The sequence below is a fragment of the Micromonospora ferruginea genome, from assembly GCF_013694245.2.
Lineage (GTDB): Bacteria > Actinomycetota > Actinomycetes > Mycobacteriales > Micromonosporaceae > Micromonospora > Micromonospora robiginosa.
On sequence record NZ_CP059322.2, the window covers coordinates 659,870 to 678,606 of the forward strand.

General features: G+C 74.5%; 11 protein-coding genes. 8 read left to right on the forward strand and 3 right to left on the reverse strand.

What is annotated here, in order from left to right:
• Position 1: 1 nt before the first annotated feature.
• The gene (locus H1D33_RS03200; RefSeq protein WP_181569478.1) at positions 2–1,189 is read left to right on the forward strand and encodes an FAD-dependent oxidoreductase; all 1,188 of its coding nucleotides are present in this window, start codon (positions 2–4) and stop codon (positions 1,187–1,189) included.
• Positions 1,190–1,208: 19 nt separating this feature from the next.
• Here H1D33_RS03200 and H1D33_RS03205 read toward each other — a convergent pair whose 3' ends face one another.
• Positions 1,209–2,051 carry a GNAT family N-acetyltransferase gene (locus tag H1D33_RS03205; protein WP_181569477.1) on the reverse strand — a complete coding sequence of 281 codons (843 nt, stop codon included), beginning with the start codon at positions 2,049–2,051 and terminating at the stop codon, positions 1,209–1,211.
• Positions 2,052–2,196: 145 nt separating this feature from the next.
• Between H1D33_RS03205 and gltB the strand changes: the two genes are divergently transcribed.
• From gltB to H1D33_RS03220, 3 genes are all read left to right on the forward strand, one after another.
• The gene (gltB, locus tag H1D33_RS03210; RefSeq protein WP_181569476.1) at positions 2,197–6,855 is read left to right on the forward strand and encodes a glutamate synthase large subunit; all 4,659 of its coding nucleotides are present in this window, start codon (positions 2,197–2,199) and stop codon (positions 6,853–6,855) included.
• Complete coding sequence (locus H1D33_RS03215) at positions 6,848–8,350, forward strand: glutamate synthase subunit beta (RefSeq protein WP_181569475.1); 1,503 nt, start codon at positions 6,848–6,850, stop codon at positions 8,348–8,350. Before gltB ends, H1D33_RS03215 begins: the two co-directional genes overlap by 8 nt.
• A gap of 244 nt (positions 8,351–8,594) precedes the next feature.
• Positions 8,595–10,094: an MFS transporter gene (locus tag H1D33_RS03220; RefSeq protein ID WP_181569474.1), complete on the forward strand. Its 1,500-nt coding sequence runs from the start codon at positions 8,595–8,597 to the stop codon at positions 10,092–10,094.
• 43 nt (positions 10,095–10,137) lie between these two features.
• On the opposite strand, the gene H1D33_RS03225 is transcribed toward H1D33_RS03220, so the two are convergent.
• Positions 10,138–11,673 carry a M1 family metallopeptidase gene (locus H1D33_RS03225; protein ID WP_181569473.1) on the reverse strand — a complete coding sequence of 512 codons (1,536 nt, stop codon included), beginning with the start codon at positions 11,671–11,673 and terminating at the stop codon, positions 10,138–10,140.
• A gap of 199 nt (positions 11,674–11,872) precedes the next feature.
• Here H1D33_RS03225 and H1D33_RS03230 point away from each other — a divergent pair, with 199 nt between their 5' ends.
• Positions 11,873–12,658, forward strand: coding sequence for an SGNH/GDSL hydrolase family protein (locus H1D33_RS03230; protein WP_181569472.1), 786 nt, complete (start codon positions 11,873–11,875; stop codon positions 12,656–12,658).
• 84 nt (positions 12,659–12,742) lie between these two features.
• Here H1D33_RS03230 and H1D33_RS03235 read toward each other — a convergent pair whose 3' ends face one another.
• Positions 12,743–14,257 (reverse strand): MFS transporter, encoded by a 1,515-nt coding sequence (locus H1D33_RS03235; RefSeq protein WP_181569471.1) that lies wholly within the window; start codon positions 14,255–14,257, stop codon positions 12,743–12,745.
• A gap of 165 nt (positions 14,258–14,422) precedes the next feature.
• Between H1D33_RS03235 and H1D33_RS03240 the strand changes: the two genes are divergently transcribed.
• The 3 genes from H1D33_RS03240 to H1D33_RS03250 all read left to right on the forward strand — a co-directional run bounded on the left by H1D33_RS03240 (position 14,423) and on the right by H1D33_RS03250 (position 18,736).
• On the forward strand, positions 14,423–14,995 hold the full coding sequence (locus H1D33_RS03240; protein WP_181569470.1) for a TetR/AcrR family transcriptional regulator: 573 nt from the start codon (positions 14,423–14,425) through the stop codon (positions 14,993–14,995).
• Positions 14,996–15,115: 120 nt separating this feature from the next.
• Positions 15,116–17,782 (forward strand): type 1 periplasmic-binding domain-containing protein, encoded by a 2,667-nt coding sequence (locus H1D33_RS03245; protein WP_181569469.1) that lies wholly within the window; start codon positions 15,116–15,118, stop codon positions 17,780–17,782.
• Between the two features lie 237 nt (positions 17,783–18,019).
• The gene (locus H1D33_RS03250; RefSeq protein ID WP_220138720.1) at positions 18,020–18,736 is read left to right on the forward strand and encodes an SDR family oxidoreductase; all 717 of its coding nucleotides are present in this window, start codon (positions 18,020–18,022) and stop codon (positions 18,734–18,736) included.
• Position 18,737: the final 1 nt, after the last annotated feature.

The window sequence follows — 18,737 nt, forward strand, 5'->3', positions numbered from 1 at the left end:
CATGCGCAGCGCGGTGGTGGTCGGCGCCGGCCTCGGCGGGATGGCGGTGGCCGGCGCGCTGGCCCGCTCCGGCTGGCAGGTCACGCTGCTGGAGAAGGCCGACCGGGTCCGGCCGGAGGCGACCGCCGTGGTGCTCTGGCCGAACGGGGTACGCGCGTTGCGCGCTCTCGGCCTCGGCGCCGGGCTGGACGCGATCGCCACCCCGCTGCCGGACGGCGGGATCCGCCGCCCGGACGGTCAGTGGCTGGTGCAGCCCCGCCCCACGCCGGCCGACCGGATGCCGGTGGTGGTGCACCGGGAGGACCTGCACGACGCGCTCATCGCCGGGCTGGGCGAGCGGGTGGAGCTGCGGACCGGGGTGAGCGTGCGGAGCGTGCGCGCGTCGGCCGGCGAGCGTCCCGCGGTGGGCGACGGCCGGCACCTGTTCGAGGCGGACCTGGTGGTCGCGGCCGACGGCATCGACAGCGAGATCCGGCGGCAGCTCGCCCCGGAGACCGCGGTGGTCAGTTCCGGCTGTGCCGCCTGGCGGGCGGTCATCCCCTGGTACCGGGCCCCGCAGCTCCCCGACGATCAGCAGCCGAACGGCGAGACGCTCGGCGCCGGCTACCGGTTCGTGGCCGCGTCGCTGGGCGAGCGGGGCACCGCCGGCGCGTCCCGGCGGGGCGGCATCTACTGGGTGGCCACCGCCGCGGGCGCGCCCCGCCCGGAGCCGCCGGAGATCCAGCTCGCGCTGCTCAAGCGCTGGTTCGCCGGCTGGCCCGCGCCGATCGCCACGCTGCTGGACGCCACCGACCCGGCCGACGTGGTGCAGCAGGAGGTCCGCGAGCTGCGGCCGTTGCCCCGGGCGTACGGTTTCGGCGCCGGCCCGGGCGGCGTGGTGCTGCTCGGCGACGCCGCGCACGCCATGCCCCCGCACCTCGGGCAGGGCGCCTGCCTGGCGTTCGAGGACGCCGCGACGCTCGCCGGCCTGCTGCGCGAGTCGCGGCTGCCGGACGCGGTCGCCGCCTACGACCGGCTGCGCCGCCCCCGCGCCGCGACCATGGTCCGGCAGACCCGCCGGATGTCGGCCGTGCTGCAGACCCGGGGCCGGCTGGCGTTGCGCGCCCGGGACGCCGCGCTGGGCACGATCAGCCCCCGGCTGCGCAACACGGCCGCGGCGGCCGCCGCCGACTGGCAGCCGCCGTCCTGACCCGGGCGCGGGTCGGCGCTCAGATGACCGCGGCCGGCTCGGCGATGCAGGCCGTGCCGATGCGGCGGAAGCCCACCCGCAGGTAGACCCGGGCGATGTCCTCGCTGCCCGCGCTCAGGAAGATCAGGTCGGTGCCGGCGGCGCGCAGCTCCCGGGCCAGCGTGGCGGTGACCGCCGTGCCGAGGCCGCGTCGCCGGGCGGACGGCAGGGTGGCCACCCCGGCGATCTCCGCGACCTCGCCGACCCGCATCGCCATGCCGCTGGCCAGCGTGCCGTCCTGCGGCGTGGCGGCGAGGACCGAGATCCGCCGGCCGTCGGCGACCCGGGCCGCCTCCTCCTCCAGCGCGTCCACGTCCAGCCGGGCGAGCGCGGCGTCCCGCTCGGCCGGCCCGGCCTCGCCCCGGGCGGTGCCGCCGTGGGCGAAGCCGACCGCGGCGACGGCCCGGCGCAGCGCGATGTCCGCCGCGAAGCTCGGGTCCGCCGGATCCAGCACCCGCACCGGTACGTCGCTGAGCGTCGCCGGGTCCGGCAGCCGCTCCGCCTCCAGCAGCATGAGCGGCGCCTCCAGCACGCTCAGCCCCGCCGAGCGGGCCACCGCCAGCAGGTCCGGCTGGTGCTCGTGCACCCACTCGAACGCCTCCGGCAGGCCCAGCTCGCGTTGCCGGGCGCGGACGGCGGTCACCTCGGCCAGCGTGGGCGGCTCGGTGGCGTCGAGGCGGGGGCGGGCGTAGAACGGCCAGCCGGCGCCGTCGCGGACGAACAGGACCAGGGAGTCGAACTCCTCCGTGCGGGCGCCGTCGCGGGGCACCGCGTCGTAGAACCGCTCCAACCGGTCGAGCACGTCACCTCGTACGACATCCACCGCGCGAGACTACACGTCCCACCATCTGGAAGTGTGATCAATCTGAACTGGCCTTGCGCCGTACGCCCTAACGTAGACTCAATAAACCCCAGCGGGCCGACGTCGTCCCCACCATGTACCAACCTGAGTGACGACAGGAGGCCCGGTGGCCTTTCCGTACCCTCACAGCCCGCAGCCGGCCCCGCCGACGCCGGGTCTCTACGACCCCGCGTACGAGCACGACGCCTGCGGTGTGGCCTTCGTGGCCGATCTGCACGGGCGGCGTTCGCACCAGGTCGTCGCGAACGGCCTCGGGGCGCTGCGCCGACTGGACCACCGGGGCGCCCGGGGCGCGGAGCACAACACCGGTGACGGCGCCGGGATTATGATCCAGGTGCCGGACGCGTTCCTGCGCGCGACCGTCGACTTCCCGCTGCCCCCGGCCGGGCAGTACGCCACCGGCCTGGTCTTCCTGCCCGACGACGACGCGGCCGAGGCGCGCGCCCGCCAGGTGGTGGACAAGTACGCGCTGGTCGAGGGCGCCGAGGTGCTCGGTTGGCGTACGGTGCCGACCGACGCGTCCGACCTGGGCGAGACCGCGCTCGCGGCGATGCCCCGGGTCCGGCAGCTTTTCGTGGCCGCGCGCCGGCTGACCGGCACGCCGGCCGGCGCGGCCGGGGATCCGCTGACCGGGCTCGACCTGGACCGGGTGGCGTTCTGCCTGCGCAAGCAGGTCGAGCGGGAGACCGCCGAGCGGGGCGTGCCGGCCTACTTCCCGTCGCTGTCCGGCCGGACGATGGTGTGGAAGGGCATGCTCACCCCGGACCAGCTTCCGGCGTTCTATCCGGAGTTGACCGACGAGCGGGTGGACAGCGCCATCGCGCTGGTGCACTCCCGCTTCTCCACGAACACGTTCCCGTCCTGGCCGCTGGCGCACCCGTACCGGTTCATCGCGCACAACGGCGAGATCAACACGATCCGGGGCAACCGCAACTGGATGCAGGCCCGGGAGGCGCTGCTCCGGAGTCCGAGCATTCCGGGCAACATCCGTCGCGTCTTCCCGGTCTGCACCCCGGCCGCGTCCGACTCGGCCAACTTCGACGAGGTGCTCGAACTGCTGCACCTGGCTGGGCGGAGCCTGCCGCACGCGGTGCTCATGATGATCCCCGAGGCGTGGGAGAACGACCCGGACATGCGCGCCGACAAGCGCGCGTTCTACCGCTTCCACGCCAGCCTGATGGAACCGTGGGACGGTCCCGCCTCGGTCGCGTTCACCGACGGCGAGGTCGTCGGCGCGGTGCTCGACCGCAACGGCCTGCGTCCGGGCCGCTGGTGGCACACCAGCGACGGGCTGGTGGTGCTGGGCAGCGAGGCGGGCGTGCTCGACCTCGACCCGGCGACCGTGGTGGCCAAGGGCCGCCTGCAGCCGGGCCGGATGTTCCTGGTCGACACCGTCAACGGCCGGATCGTCTCCGACGACGAGATCAAGACCGAGCTGGCCGCCGCCCGGCCCTACCAGGAGTGGCTGCACGCCGGCCTGATCGAGCTGGACGACCTGCCGGCGCGGGAGCACACCGTCTACACCCACGACTCGGTGCGCCGCCGGCAGCAGACGTTCGGCTACACCGAGGAGGAGCTGAAGATCCTGCTCGGCCCGATGGCCCGCAGCGGCGCGGAGCCGATCGGCTCGATGGGCACCGACACCCCGATCGCCCCGCTGTCCACCCGGCCGCGGCTGCTCTACGACTACTTCCACCAGCTTTTCGCCCAGGTCACCAACCCGCCGCTGGACGCCATCCGGGAGGAGCTGGTGACCAGCCTGGCGTCCACCATCGGGCCGGAGGGCAACCTGCTCGACCCGGGCGCGGCGAGCTGCCGGCAGATCGTGCTGCCCTACCCGGTGATCGACAACGACGAGCTGGCCAAGATCCTCTCCATCGACGAGGACGGTGACCTGCCGGGCTTCAAGGCGGTGCGGGTCTCCGGTCTCTACCGGATCCGCGACGGCGGCGCCGGCATCAAGGCCCGGCTGACCGAGATCTGCCGGCACGTCTCCGAGGCGATCGAGGACGGCGTCCGCATCCTGGTGCTCTCCGACCGGGACTCCAACGCCGACCTGGCCCCGATCCCGTCGCTGCTGCTCACCGCCGCGGTGCACCAGCACCTGGTCCGCGAGCAGACGCGTACGCAGGTGGCGCTGGTCGTGGAGTCCGGCGACTGCCGGGAGGTGCACCACGCGGCGGTGCTGATCGGCTACGGCGCGGCGGCGGTCAACCCCTACCTGGCGTTCGAGTCCGTCGAGGACATGATCTCCACGGGCGCGCTGGCCGGCGTGGAGCCGGTGAAGGCGGTCCGCAACTACGTCAAGGCGCTCGGCAAGGGCGTCCTGAAGATCATGTCCAAGATGGGCATCTCCACCGTGTCCTCGTACTGCGGGGCGCAGGTGTTCGAGGCGGTCGGCCTGGACACCCGCCTGGTCGACCGCTACTTCCGTGGCACGCCGAGCACGATCGGTGGCATCGGGCTGGCCGAGATCCACACCGAGGTGGCCGCCCGGCACGCGCTGGCCTGGCCGGCGCCCGGCACCCCGAGCAGCGACCGGTTGGAGGTCGGCGGCGAGTACCAGTGGCGCCGCGAGGGCGAGCTGCACCTGTTCAACCCGGAGACCGTCTTCCTGCTCCAGCACGCCACCCGCAGCCGCCAGTACGACGTCTTCCGGCAGTACACCGCCAAGGTCGACGCGCTGGCCGCGAAGGCGGGCTCGCTGCGCGGGCTGTTCACGCTGCGCACCGGCGTGCGCCCGGCGGTGCCGCTGGACGAGGTCGAGCCGGCCACCGAGATCGTCAAGCGGTTCGCCACCGGCGCCATGTCGTACGGGTCGATCTCGGCGGAGGCGCACGAGACCCTGGCGATCGCGATGAACCGGCTCGGCGGCAAGTCCAACACCGGCGAGGGCGGCGAGGACGTCGACCGGCTGCACGACCCGGCCCGCCGCTCGGCGGTCAAGCAGATCGCCAGCGGCCGGTTCGGTGTGACCAGCGAATACCTGGTCAACGCGGACGACCTCCAGATCAAGATGGCGCAGGGCGCGAAGCCCGGCGAGGGCGGGCAACTGCCCGGCAACAAGGTGTGGCCGTGGATCGCCCGCACCCGGCACGCCACCCCGGGTGTCGGCCTGATCTCCCCGCCGCCGCACCACGACATCTACTCCATCGAGGACCTGGCCCAGCTCGTCCACGACCTGAAGTGCGTCAACCCGGCCGCCCGGGTGCACGTCAAGCTGGTCAGCGAGGTGGGCGTGGGCACCGTGGCGGCCGGCGTGGCCAAGCTCAAGGCCGACGTCATCCTCATCTCCGGGCACGACGGCGGCACCGGCGCGTCCCCGCTCAACTCGCTCAAGCACGCCGGCACCCCGTGGGAGCTGGGCCTGGCCGAGGCGCAGCAGACCCTGCTGCTCAACAAGCTGCGCGACCGGGTCACCGTGCAGGTCGACGGCCAGCTCAAGACCGGCCGCGACGTGCTGGTCGCGGCGCTGCTCGGCGCGGAGGAGTTCGGCTTCGCCACCGCCCCGCTGATCGTCGAGGGCTGCGTCATGATGCGGGTCTGCCACCTGGACACCTGTCCGGTCGGCATCGCCACCCAGAACCCGGTGCTGCGCGAGCGGTTCACCGGCAAGCCCGAGTTCGTGGAGAACTTCTTCCTCTTCCTCGCCGAGGAGGTCCGCGGCTACCTGGCCGAGCTGGGCTTCCGCAGCATCGACGAGGCGATCGGGCACACCGAGCTGCTCGACGTGGCCGGCGCGATCGACCACTGGAAGGGCCACGGCCTAGACCTGGGCCGCGTCCTGCACCTGCCCGAGCTGCCCGAGGGCACCGCCCGGCGGGGCGTCCGCGCCCAGGACCACGGCCTCGACGTCGCCCTGGACAACCGGCTCATCGAGCTGGCCGCCCCGGCGCTGCGCGACGGCGCCCCGGTGCGGGTCGAGGTCGAGGTGCGCAACGAGCACCGCAGCGTCGGCGCGATGCTCGGCGGCGAGGTGACCCGCCGGTTCGGCGGCGCCGGGCTGCCCGACGACACCGTCGAGTTCCTGCTGCGCGGCACCGCCGGCCAGTCGTTCGGCGCGTTCCTGCCGCGCGGCGTCACGCTGCGCCTGCACGGCGACGCCAACGACTACGTCGGCAAGGGCCTGTCCGGCGGCCGGATCGTGGTCCGGCCGGACACCGCCGCGCCGTTCGTCGGCGACGACGCCGAGCCGGGCTCGCGTGCCGAGGACCAGATCATCGCCGGCAACACCATCCTCTACGGCGCGACCGGCGGCGAGGTGTTCCTGCGCGGCCGGGTCGGCGAGCGGTTCGCGGTGCGCAACTCCGGCGCGGTGGCCGTGGTCGAGGGGCTCGGTGACCACGGCTGCGAGTACATGACCGGCGGCACGGTGGTGGTGCTCGGCCCGACCGGGCGCAACTTCGCCGCCGGCATGTCCGGCGGCACCGCGTTCGTGCACCGGCTCGACCGGCGGCTGGTCAACGCCGAGCTGGTCGACCTGTCGCCGTTGCGCGACGAGGAACGCGACCGGCTGCACGACCTGGTCCAGCGGCACGTCGCGGAGACCGCCTCGGCGGTCGCGGAGGCGCTGCTGAAGCGCTGGCCGGAGGCGGTGGAGGAGTTCACCGCCGTGGTACCCCGGGACTACCGCCGGGTCATGGAGATCATGCGGGCCGCCGAAGCCGCCGGCCGCGACGTCGACGACGCGGTGATGAGTGCCCTCTCACCGGCGCCGGTGCCGCCCGCGCCGCGGGTGGTCGCCCAGGAGGTGGCTCGTGCCTGACCCGAACGGTTTCCTGCGCTACGACCGGCGGCTGCCCGCCCGCCGCCCGGTCCCGGTGCGGATCACGGACTGGCGGGAGGTCTACCCGCCGGCCGGCGAGGAGCTGATCCGCGAGCAGGCCACCCGGTGCATGGACTGCGGCATCCCGTTCTGCCACGACGGGTGCCCGCTGGGCAACCGCATCCCGGACTGGAACGACCTGGTCCGCACCGGCAACTGGGACGCCGCGGTGGAGTCGCTGCACGCCACCAACAACTTCCCCGAGTTCACCGGCCGGCTCTGCCCGGCGCCCTGCGAGGCGGCCTGCGTGCTCGGCCTGGGCGGCCAGCAGCCGGTCACCATCAAGCAGGTCGAGGTGGAGATCGCCGACGCGGCGGTGGCCCGCGACGGGCTGCGGCCCCGGCCCGCGTCGATGCCGACCGGCCGCTCGGTCGCGGTGGTCGGCTCCGGCCCGGCCGGGCTGGCCGCCGCGCAGCAGCTCGCCCGCGCCGGTCACGCCGTCACCGTGTACGAGCGCGACGACGCGGTCGGTGGCCTGCTCCGCTACGGCATCCCCGACTTCAAGCTGGAGAAGCACCACGTCGACCGCCGGGTGGCCCAGCTCACCGCCGAGGGCGTGTGGTTCCGCACCGGCGTGGACGTCGGTGTCGACGTGACCGCCGAGCAGTTGCGCGCCGAGCACGACGCGGTGCTGCTCGCCTGCGGCGCGCTGCAGGGCCGGGACACGCCGCAGACGCCGGGTCGGGCGCTGCGCGGCGTACACCAGGCGATGGCGCACCTGGTCGCGGCCAACCGGGTGGTCGCGGCGGCCGGGGACGGTCGGCCCGCCCCCGCCACGCTGCCGGACGGCGCCGGAATCGACGCGGCCGGCAAGCACGTGGTGATCATCGGCGGTGGTGACACCGCCGCGGACTGCCTCGGCGTGGCCCACCGGCAGGGCGCGGCCGGCGTGCACCAGCTCGACCTCTACCCGCAGCCCCCGACGGGGCGGGACGCCGCCCGCGACCCGTGGCCGACCTGGCCGTGGGTGCTGCGCTCCTACCCGGCGCACGAGGAGGGCGGCGAGCGGATCTTCGCGGTGGCCGTGCAGGAGTTCGTCGACGACGGCACCGGGCAGGTCCGCGCCGTGCGGATCGCCGAGGTGACCGTGGAGAAGGTCGACGGCCGGCGCATCGTCACCGCGCTGCCCGGCTCGGAGCGGGAGATCCCGGCCGACCTGGTGCTGCTCGCGATCGGCTTCGAGGGCACCGAGGAGCAGCCGCTGCTGGCCCAGCTCGGGGTGGCTCGCAACGGGCGCGGCGCGATCGACGCCCGGCCGGACTGGCAGGCGGCCGACGGCGTCTTCGTCGCCGGGGACATGCACCGGGGCGCCTCGCTGATCGTCTGGGCGATCGCCGAGGGGCGGGCCGCCGCCGCGGCCGTCCACACCTACCTGGGCGGCGCGGGCCACCTACCCGCCCCCGTCGACCCGGCGCGGCACCCGCTCGCGGTGTAAGGCGGGGCCCCTTCCTAACGCCTGCGGTAGAGGAGGGGCCCCTTCTTAACACCCGCAGCAGGCGGCGGGCGGCCGGTGGCGCGGCCCGTGATCGCGCGGGCTGCGTCGGGTGTCCGGATCGCCCGGTGACACCTGCCACCAACTGTCGTCGCCACGGACCATCCGCCGTCAGACTTGTCGACCGGCCGGACCCCACGAGGGTCCGGCCTTCGTCATGTGACTGTCGGAAACGGGGGAGGACATCGTGGCACTCGGCGCCACGTTCGCCGCGCTGCGCCACCGGAACTACCGGATCTGGGCCGGCGCCGGCTTCGTGTCGGTCACCGGCACCTGGATGCAGGTGCTCGGGGTCAACTGGTTCGTGCTGGAGCGCACCGGCTCGGCGACCTCGATGGGACTGACCGTCCTGCTCCAGGCACTGCCCACGCTGCTGCTGAGCGCCGCCGGCGGCGCGCTGGCCGACCGCCTGCCGGCGAAACCGCTGCTGGTCACCGCCCAGGCCGCGCACGCGCTGCTGGCCGCCGGGCTGGCCGTGGTCGCGCTCACCGGCGCGGGCGGCCTCCCGGCCGTGTACGCGATCTCGCTGGTCACCGGCGCGGTGTCGGCGATCGAGGGGCCGGTGATGGGCCGCTGGGCGTCGACCCTGGTGGACCGGGACAGCCTCGGCAACGCGCTCGCGCTGGGCTCGCTGACCAACTCCGCCGGGCGGATCCTCGGCATGAGCGTGGGCGCCGTCGTGGTCGCCGCCGTCGGCCCGGCGCTGCTCTTCGCGGTCAACGCGGCGAGCTTCGTCGCGGTGGTGGCGGCACTCTGCGCCGTACGCGAGGGGGAGCGGCACCCCGGCGGAGCGCCGGCGGCCGACGCGGCGCCGGCCGACGGCGGCATCCGGGCCGGCTTCCGCTACCTGCTCCGGCAGCCGGTGGTGCTGGTGGCGCTGGCGCTGTCGTTCGTGCTGGGCAGCCTGGGCCGCAACTACCAGGTGACCATGGCGGCGATGAGCGACGGGCCGCTGGGCGGCGGCGCGTCCGGCTACGGGATCCTGTCCACCGTCTTCGCGGTCGGCACGGTGCTCGGCGCGCTGGTCGCCGCCCGCCGCGCGGAGCTGGGTTACGCCGTGCTGGTCGGCGCCGGCCTGCTCGCCAGCGTGCTGCAGGTGCTGGCCGGGCTGGCCCCGGGCACGGCGAGTTTCGCGGCGGTGATCCTGCCGGTGGCCGCCGCGGCCGTGGTCATCGACACCACGGTGGGCGCCCGGGCGCAGTTGGACACCGACTACGCGATGCGCGGCCGGGTGCTGGCCGCGCTGGCGGTCACCGGCTCGGTCGCCGCCGCCGTGGGCGCGCCGCTGCTGGGCTGGCTCGCCGAACACGCCGGCCCCCGGCAGACGCTGGTGCTGGCCGGCGCGGTCAGCGCGGTGGCGACGGTGGCCGCCGCGGTGGTGCTGGACCGGCTGCGGGAGCGCCGCCTGCGCAGGCTGGTGCTGCCCGCCGTGCGTCGCCCGGTGCGCCGGGTCGTGACCGTGCTGCCGGCCGTGCGCCGTCCGGTCCGGCGGGTCGCCGCGACGGCGGTCCGGGTGGTGCGGCCGGTCCGGCCGGGCGGTCCGGCGCCGGCCGCGGCGACGCCGACGGTCGCCGCAGGCGTCGCGCCGACGGTGCTGGCCGGTCGCCCGGCGTCGGGCTCGCCGGCGTCCCGGCCCGGCACGGCGCGGCCGGTCTCGGCGGCCCGCGCCGACGCCGCCCGCCGCTGAGCGGGACCCCGCGCGCACGCGGGGCCCCGCTCCCGCGCGACGATCAGCGGTGCAGCAGGTCGTGCGCCGTCCGGATCTTCGACCAGGAGGCCGGCCGGGCCGGGGCCGCCGAGGTACGCGCGGCGGCGCCCACCTCGGGCCGGCCGGCGGTGAACAGCCAGGTGGTGAACACCGCGTCGAGGTCCCGGCCGGAGATCCGCTCGGCGAGCGCCTGGAACTGCTCGATGGTGCCGTTGCCGTACTGGTGCCGGGCGGTCCAGGTGCGCAGGATCCGGAAGAACGCCGGGTCGCCGACGGCCAGCCGGATCTGGTGCAGCGCCATCGCGCCCCGGTCGTAGACGGCGTCGTCGAAGATCCGGTCGGCGCCCGGGTCACCGGGGAGCACCTGCCAGAACTCCGAGTCGGCCGGGTAGCTGTCGTAGGTGAAGTCGAACAGCTCCTGCGCGGTGCCCTCGTCCTGCTCCTCCGACCAGAGCCACTCGGCGTACGAGGCGAAGCCCTCGTTGAGCCAGATGTTGCGCCACGCCGCCACCGAGACGGAGTCGCCGAACCACTGGTGGGCGTTCTCGTGCACCACCACGTAGGGATTCGCGCCGCGCCGCCAGAAGCCGGGGCCGTAGACCGGTCGGGTCTGCGTCTCCAGGGCGAACCCGATGCCGTCGATCGGGCCGGCCACGCCGCCCTGCGCCTCGAACGGGTACGGGCCGAACACCCCGCTCTCCCAGTCGACGATCTCTGCGGTGCGTTCGATGCTGGCCCGGGCGGCCGGCCCGCGCTCGCCCAGCGTGGTGCTGTACGCGTTGACCACCGGTTGCCCGTTCGGCGCGGTGTCGGTGACGATGTCGTACTGCCCGATGGCCAGGAACGCCTGGTAGGTGGCGCCGGGCTTGACGCTGCGCCAGCTCCACCGGGTGCGGTTGCCCGCCTCGGGCAGCGGATCGCGCGGCTGCACGCCGTTGCTGACCACCTCCAGCCCGGTCGGCACCGAGACGGAGATGTCCCAGGTGGCCTTGTCCTTCGGGTGGTCGTTGCTCGGGTACCACCACCAGGCGGACTCGGGCTCGTTGACGGCGAGCGCGCCGTCGGCGGTGCGGGTCCAGCCGGTGTAGCCGTAGACCTTGGTCTGCGAGGGGATGCCGGCGTACTTCACCACGACGGTGAGCTGCTGGCCCTTGAGGAGCGTCCGGGGCGGGGTCACGACCAGCTCGTGGTCGCCGGCCCGGGCGAAGCCGGCCACCCAGCCGTTGACCCGCACCGACTCGACGTCGAGCGCGAAGTCGAGGTTGAACCGGGACAGGTCCTTGGTGGCGGCGGCCAGGATGGTGGTGGTGCCGCTGAGCCGGTCGGTGGCCGGTTCGTAGCGCAGCCGGATGTCGTAGTGGTCGACGTCGTAGCCGCCGTTGCCGTAGTCGGGGAAGTAGCTGTCGCCCAGCCCGGGGCTGCCCGGCGTGGGGGTGGCCGCCGAGACGTGCGGGCGGCCCCATCCGGTCGGGGCGGCCTGGCCGGGTGCGCCGGTCACGGTGGTGACGGCGGTGGTGAGCGTCAGGGCGGCGATCGCCGCCGGGAGTGCGCGTCGCACGGGTGGGACTCCCTCCGTCGGGGTGTACGCACCCTGAACCTAATCGACACATGTAAACGGATCTGCCCCGCCAGGCAGTCGACAGCTATTCAATTCTTGCGAATGTTTCGATAGCATTACCCGCTAGTAACAAGCACGACCCCTCGGCCACGCGCGCGGTCAACGGGCTCCACCACCCCTGTCCCGTGGAGGTCCTGTCATGTCCCGTCGCGTCCGTACCGCGCTCGCCGCGGTGTTGGCGGCCGTCCTCGGCGCCGTGCTCCTGCCCGGCGCCGCCCGGGCGGCCACCGTCAACTACGTCGCCCTCGGCGACTCCTACTCCTCCGGCGTCGGCGCTGGGCCGTACGACCTCTCCACCTGCCTGCGCAGCCAGAAGTCGTACGCCCCGCTCTGGGCCGCGGCGCACGCGGTCACCAGCTTCCGCTTCCCGGCCTGCGGCGGCGCGGTCACCGCCGACGTCCGCGACAGCCAGGTGGGCCAGCTCAGCTCCACCACCACGCTGGTCACCATCACGATCGGCGGCAACGACGCCGGATTCGCCGACGTGATGACCAGTTGCCGCTTCGGCAGCACGTCGAGCTGCGAGAGCGCGGTGGCCGGGGCGAAGACGTTCGCCACCGCGACGCTGCCCGGCCGGCTGGACGCCACCTACGCCGCGATCCGCGACCGGGCCCCCAACGCCCGGCTCGTGGTGCTCGGCTACCCGCGCCTGTTCGAGACCGGCTCCTGCGGGCTGCTCGCCATGAGCAGCTACAAGCGCACCATCCTCAACCAGGCCGCCGACGTGCTGAACGGGGTCACCGCCGGCCGGGCTTCCGCGGCGGGCGCCACGTTCGTCGACGCCCGGCCCGCGTTCACCGGGCACGGGGTCTGCGCCGCCGACCCGTGGATCCGCGACGTCAGCGGAGTGATCGAGGCGTACCACCCGAACGCCAACGGCTACCGCTACGGCTACCTGGCCGCCCTCACGGCCGCCATCGGCTGAGGTGTAAGGAGGGGCCCCCGGTTAACGCATTCTGCATAACCGGGGGCCCCTCTTAACAACCGCCGCGACGGCGCGGCCGTCAGCTCAGCGGGCCGCCGGCGCCAGCCCGCCGACCCGCTCCGGCGGTACGGCCGCGGCGGCCGGCGCGGCGGGCGTCACCTGGGACAGCGCGGTCGGCACGACGTGCGGCGTCGGTCCGGTGCGCCGCCCCGGCCGGGCGCGCCGTCCGGACGGTACGGCGAGCGCGGCCAGCGCCGCGGCCAGCGAGATGCCGGTGAGCAGCAGGAAACCGGCGGTGAAACCGGCCTCCCGGGGCAGCCCGCTCGGCTGCGGATGGGCGGTGATCACGGTGCTGGCCAGCGCCGCGCCGATCGCCCCGCCGATGGTGCGGATGTTGGCGTTCATCCCGGTCGCCGCGCCGGTCTGCGAGGCCGGCACGTTGCCCACGATCAGGTTGGCCATCGAGGCGAACGCCAGGCCGATGCCGAGCCCGACCAGGCCGCCGGCCAGGGCGACCTCCCACCGGGTGTCGTGCGCGACGGTGAGCATCGCCGCGGCCGTCACGTTGAACACCGCGCCGGTGGTGAGCTGCGCCTTCGGGCTGAACCGGGACTCCAGCCGCCCGGCCAGCAGGCCGGCGGCGAACATCCCGACGAGCATCGGCAGCATGAGCAGCCCGGCCTGGGTGATGCTGGCGCCGAAGCCGTAGCCGGCGCTGGTCGGGATCTGCGCGAACTGCGGCAGGAAGGCGTAGACGGCGAACATCGAGGCGCCGTAGAGCAGCGCGACCAGGTTGGTGGTCCAGACCGCCGGCAGGCGCATCATCCGCAGGTCGATCAGCGGGTTCGCGGTGCGGGCCTCGACCGCCAGCCAGCCGGCCACCAGCACCGCGGCCAGCGCGAGCAGGCCGATCACCCGGCCGGAACCCCAACCCCAGGCGGCGCCCTGGCTGACCGGCAGCAACAGCGCCACCAGCCAACCGGAGAGGAGTACGGCGCTGGCCCAGTTGATCCGGCCGGGGGTGCGTACCGGCGAGCGCGGCACGAACCGGTGCGCGGCCAGCGCGGTGAGGCCGACCACGACCATCGGGATCCAGAACAGCCAGCGGTAGCCCAGGGTGGTCACGATCGGGCCGGCGAGCACGACGCCCAGGCCGCCGCCCACGGCCACCACGGCCGAGATCGACGCCACCGCGGAGCTGACCCGGGCGGCCGGGAACTCGTCGCGGATGATGCCGAACGACAGCGGGAAGACGGCGCCGCCGATGCCCTGGACCACCCGGGCGGCGATGAGCACGCCGATGTTCGGGGCGACGGCCGCCAGCAGGCAGCCCAGCGCGAGCGCACCGAGCGAGACGACGAGCGTCCGCTCCTTGCCGACCATGTCGCCGACCCGGCCGAGGATCGGCGTGAAGATCGACGCGGAGAGCAGGTAGGCGGTCAGCACCCAGGTCACCGTGTTCGGCGAGGTGTGCAGGTCGTGCTGGATGGTGGGCAGCACCGGGGTGATCAGCGACTGGAGCATCGCGAAGAAGCCGGTGCCGGCCGCGAGGACGAGGAACGTCATCCGGCGCGAGCCGCGCCGGAAGGTGTCGATCATGTGGGATAACTCCCGTTCGGTACGAGATGGTCGGCCGCTCGCGCGTGGGGCGGCGATGGCGGCGCATCGGGCCGGGGCCCTCGGAGTACGCTATCCGGAGGGGTGCCTCCACCAACGTAGTGGAGGGGTGCCTCCGGTTGCAAGAGGGAAGGAGTGACGCGCGTCATGCCCAGTGCCGACCAGCCGACCGAGGTCTTCGCGCGGCGCCCGAAGCGGGCCGACGCCCGGCGCAACTACGACGCGCTGGTCGCCGCCGCCCGCGAGGTGTTCGGCGAGTGCGGCGCGAGCGCCTCGCTGGAGCAGATCGCCCGCCGGGCCGGCGTGGGCATCGGCACGCTCTACCGCAACTTCCCGCAGCGGCGGGACCTGTTCGAGGCGGTCTACGTCGAGGAGGTGCGGGCGCTCAGCGCCTCCGCCGCCGACCTGGCCGACCTCGACCCGTGGGACGCCCTGGTCGGCTGGCTGCACCGCTTCGTCGCGTACGTCGGCACCAAGCGGGCGCTCGCCGAGGAGCTGGTGCACGACTCCGAGGTGTTCCGGAGCTGCCGCACCGAGATCTACGCCGCCGGCGAGCCGCTGCTGCGCCGCGCCCAGGCCGCCGGGGCCGCCCGGCCGGACGCCGACTTCGACGACGTGGTACGCCTCATCAGCGGCCTCGCCGCCTACCAGTTCCCGGACCCGGCGCAGCGTGACCGCGTGCTGACCATCGCACTGGACGGCCTGCGCCCCCCTCGGTGACGAGAGGTGTTAAGCGGGGCCCCCTCCTCTACCTGAAGCGTTAACCGGGGCCCCTTCCTTTCGTGGTCTTGCGTGGGGCGTCGACAATGGGGGGACACCGGCAGTCACCCGGAGGTGACCATGCGCGAACCGGCGACCCGGCAACGGCCCACCCGGGAGCAGCTTCCGGCAGGTGGCCTGGAACTGCTCACCCTGCTGGCCCGGCTGCTGCGGCGGCCCCGCCGCGGTGACCGCCGGCTCCCGCTGCTGTGGCTGCTCCGGCCGGCCGGCGACGGCGCGGTGGCCGGCCTGCTGCGCCGCTTCACCGCCCGGGGCACCGGCCGCCGGGTGCCGCACGCCGTGCTGGACCTGGCCGACCGGCCGCCCACCGACGACGTGGCGACGGCGCTGCGCGAGCTGCACCGGCAGCTCTCCCTGGAGGCGTTCGGCGCGCCCCGGCTGCGGTTCCGGCACTATCCGCTCGCGGACTGGCTGATGCACCAGACGCTCGCCGTCGACGTGGACGCCGCGGACAGCGGCCGGGCCTCGCTGGTGCGCCGGCTGCGGGACTGGCGGGGCCGGCGGGCCGGCGACGACCCGCAGGTGGGCGGCGACTCCGGGTTCGGCGCCGCGCTGCAACTGCTGCTCTGGCTGCTGCGCCGGGCGGTGCCGAGCGTGGTGTTCCGGATCGCCGTCTCCGGCCGGGTGCCGGTGGTCGGCCGGCAGTACCGCTGGTTCATGCGCCAGCAGTATCTGGCGCCCCGGCAGTCGGTGACGTTCCTCGGCTTCGCCGAGCGGCTCACCGCCGGCTGGCGCGACGGCGAGCACCCGGCGCAGGTGGAGAAGCTGCTGCTGCACGCGTTCCTGGAGGACCTGCGGCTGGCCTACCGGCGGCGGTTCTGGCGGCCGGGGGACTGGCGTCGCACCGCCTACCCGGTGGTGTTGCTCGACGGCGTACGCCCGGACAACGTCGGGCACACCCTGGTCCGGATCGTCGACGAGGTCCGCAACGAGACCGGCCGCAACGATCCGCTGCTGGTGGTGGCGGTCGCCGCCGACCCGCCGCCGGAACCGGCCGCGCCGCGCCCGATGGTCGAGGCCGAGGAGGCGTACGAGGAGTGGGCCGAGGCGCTTCCGGAACGCCGGCGGCTGCGCCGCCCGGGCACGTGGCTGGTGGTGCTGGCGGCGGAGGAGGACGCTGCGGTCGTACCCCCGGGGGTTGCCCCGCCGGCGCTGGTGGCGCCGGATCCGCCCTGGTGGGCGCGGCGCTTCCTGCCCGCCGCGGTGGCCCTGGTGCTGCTCGCCGGGGTGGGGGTGTGGGCGCACGGGCGGTGGGCGCCGGACTGCCGCCCCTGGCCGACCGACCGGGTGAGCGTGCGCCTGGTGGGCGGCGAGTGCGTCGGCTACAGCGACACCGCCGGGCAGGTCTTCAACAGCGAGCCCGGGCAGGACCGGCTGCGGGCCGTGCAGCGGCGCATCTTCGCCCAGAACCGGGCCGCCGAGGAGGTGTGGCGGCGCAGCGACCACCGCCGCCCCTACCTGACGCTCGTCTACCTGGGCAGCCTCACCGGCAACCGCACCCGCGCGGACGAGGAGTCCTACGTCTCCGAGCGTGAGGAGCTGGAGGGCATGGCCACCGCCCAGTACGCGCTGCTCAAGGAGTCGGCGGCGGCGGACGACGCGGCGCTGCTGCACATCGTGGTGGCCAACGCCGGCCGGCAGATGCGGCACGCCGGCGACGCGGTACGGATGCTGGAGGCGCTGGCCCGCGACGACCCGACCGTGCTCGGCGTGGTCGGACTGGTGGACAGCCGCACCAGCACGGCGGCGGCGCTGCGCGAACTCAACCGGGTCGGCCTGCCGGTGCTCGCGCCCACCCTGTCCGCCGACCGGATGGACGAGAACTCCAGCCTCTACCTCGCGATGTCCGCGCCCAACCGGGAGCAGGCCCGGATGGTCGAGGCGTACGCCCGGCAGGTGCTGCGGGTGGGCGAGGCGCACGTCTACTGGACCACCGGCGAGGGCAGCTCGCTCACCGACGACCTCTACGTCTCGACGCTCGTCGACGGCCTGCGGGAGCGGTTCGGCCCGCGCCTCACCCGGCTGGACGAGTGGCGCAGCGGCCGCCGGCTCACCCAGGAGTGCGGCTGGTCCGGGATGCTCTTCTTCGCCGGCCGCTGGTCGGAGTTCGACGGCTTCCTGCGCGCGTTGAAGGAGTGCGGCGCGGACCCGCCCCGGCACCTGGTCGCCGACGACTCGGTGAACCGCTACATGGCCAATGCGGGGCTGCGGGCCAGCGCGCCGGGCAACCTGCCGGTCACGTACGTGTCGAAGGCGTCGCTGGCCACCTGCGCCGCGCTGCGGGCCGCGCAGGCCGCCCGCGACGACGCCCGGGGCAGCTTCCTCACCTGGATCGGCGCGGACGACCTGCTCGACCCGCCGCGCTGCCGGGAGGGGACCGGCCCGCCGGTCGGCGAGCGGGTCAGCCTCGCCTACGACGCCGCGATGATGACGGTGCGCGCGCTGGAGAGCCTGGCCGCCCGGTTGCGGCACGCGGACACCGGTCGCCGCTGGGAGCCGCGCGCGGTCAACCCGGTCGGCGTGCACGCCGAGGTGCTGCGGCAGAACGCCGCCGGCGGCTACCCGGGGGTGAGCGGCCTGATCCGGTACGCCCCGGACTCCGGCGAGCCGGTCGCCAAGCGGCTGGCCCTGCTCACCGTGGCGAAGGTGCCCGACGTGGCGACCCCCCCGACCGAGGTCTTCCATTGCGGCGTCCCCGACGCGGGCCCCGATCCCGGCTGCCGCTAGGTCAATCTTGGTACGCGCCGATCTTGCACTTTCGGCCCGTGAAAAGCGGCTTGTGTGCCGTTCTGTCGGGGCAGTTAGTGCAAGATCGCCGAGGTGGGGGCGGGGCTGGGGCGCGGCTTGCGCTTCTTCGAGATCGTCCACGGGGGAGGGGGGAGTGGCACCTTGATATCCGGCGGGTATCAGTGGGGACCGGATCGGTCCTGGTCGCCGGGTTAGCGCGTGGGCAGCATGGGTCGGGTGAACGAGAACAGGACCGCGCTGGTCACCGGCGCGAACAAGGGCATCGGCTTCGCCGTCGCACGGGGCCTCGGTGCGATCGGCTTCACGGTCGCGGTCGGCGCCCGCGACGACGCCAGGCGGGCGGAGGCGGTGGCGCGGCTGCGTACCGAGGGTGTCGACGCGTTCGGGGTCGCGCTCGACGTCACCTCCGACGACAGCGTCGCCGCGGCGGCGACGACCGTCGAACGGACCGCCGGGCGGCTCGACGTGCTGGTCAACAACGCCGGCATCTCCGGGCCGGCCGACGGCGGCGTGCAGGACCCGACGACGCTCGACCTCGACGTCCTGCGCACCGTGCTGAACACGAACGTGTTCGGGGTGATCCGGGTGACCAACGCGATGCTGCCGCTGCTGCGCCGCGCACCGTCGCCCCGCGTCGTCAACGTGTCGAGCAACATGGGCTCGTTGACGTTGCGGACCGGCCCGGTGCTGGCCGCCTACGCCCCGTCGAAGACGCTGCTCAACAGCATCACCACCCAGTACGCGCGCCACCTCGCCGACACGGACGTCATCGTCAACGCGGCCTGCCCCGGCTGGGTGGCGACCGACTTCACCAACTTCGCCGCACCGCGTACCCCGGAGCAGGGCGCCGCTATCGTCGTCCGGCTGGCCACGCTGCCCGACGACGGACCACGCGGCGGCTTCTTCGACGACGCCGGCGCGATCCCCTGGTGAG

What these genes read in the sequence shown, in the direction of transcription:
- H1D33_RS03200 (WP_181569478.1), top strand. Translation starts at nt 2, where the DNA reads ATGCGCAGCGCGGTGGTGGTCGGCGCCGGCCTCGGCGGGATGGCGGTG.
- H1D33_RS03230 (WP_181569472.1), top strand. Translation starts at nt 11,873, where the DNA reads ATGTCCCGTCGCGTCCGTACCGCGCTCGCCGCGGTGTTGGCGGCCGTC.
- H1D33_RS03235 (WP_181569471.1), bottom strand. Translation starts at nt 14,257, where the DNA reads ATGATCGACACCTTCCGGCGCGGCTCGCGCCGGATGACGTTCCTCGTC.
- H1D33_RS03240 (WP_181569470.1), top strand. Translation starts at nt 14,423, where the DNA reads ATGCCCAGTGCCGACCAGCCGACCGAGGTCTTCGCGCGGCGCCCGAAG.
- H1D33_RS03245 (WP_181569469.1), top strand. Translation starts at nt 15,116, where the DNA reads ATGCGCGAACCGGCGACCCGGCAACGGCCCACCCGGGAGCAGCTTCCG.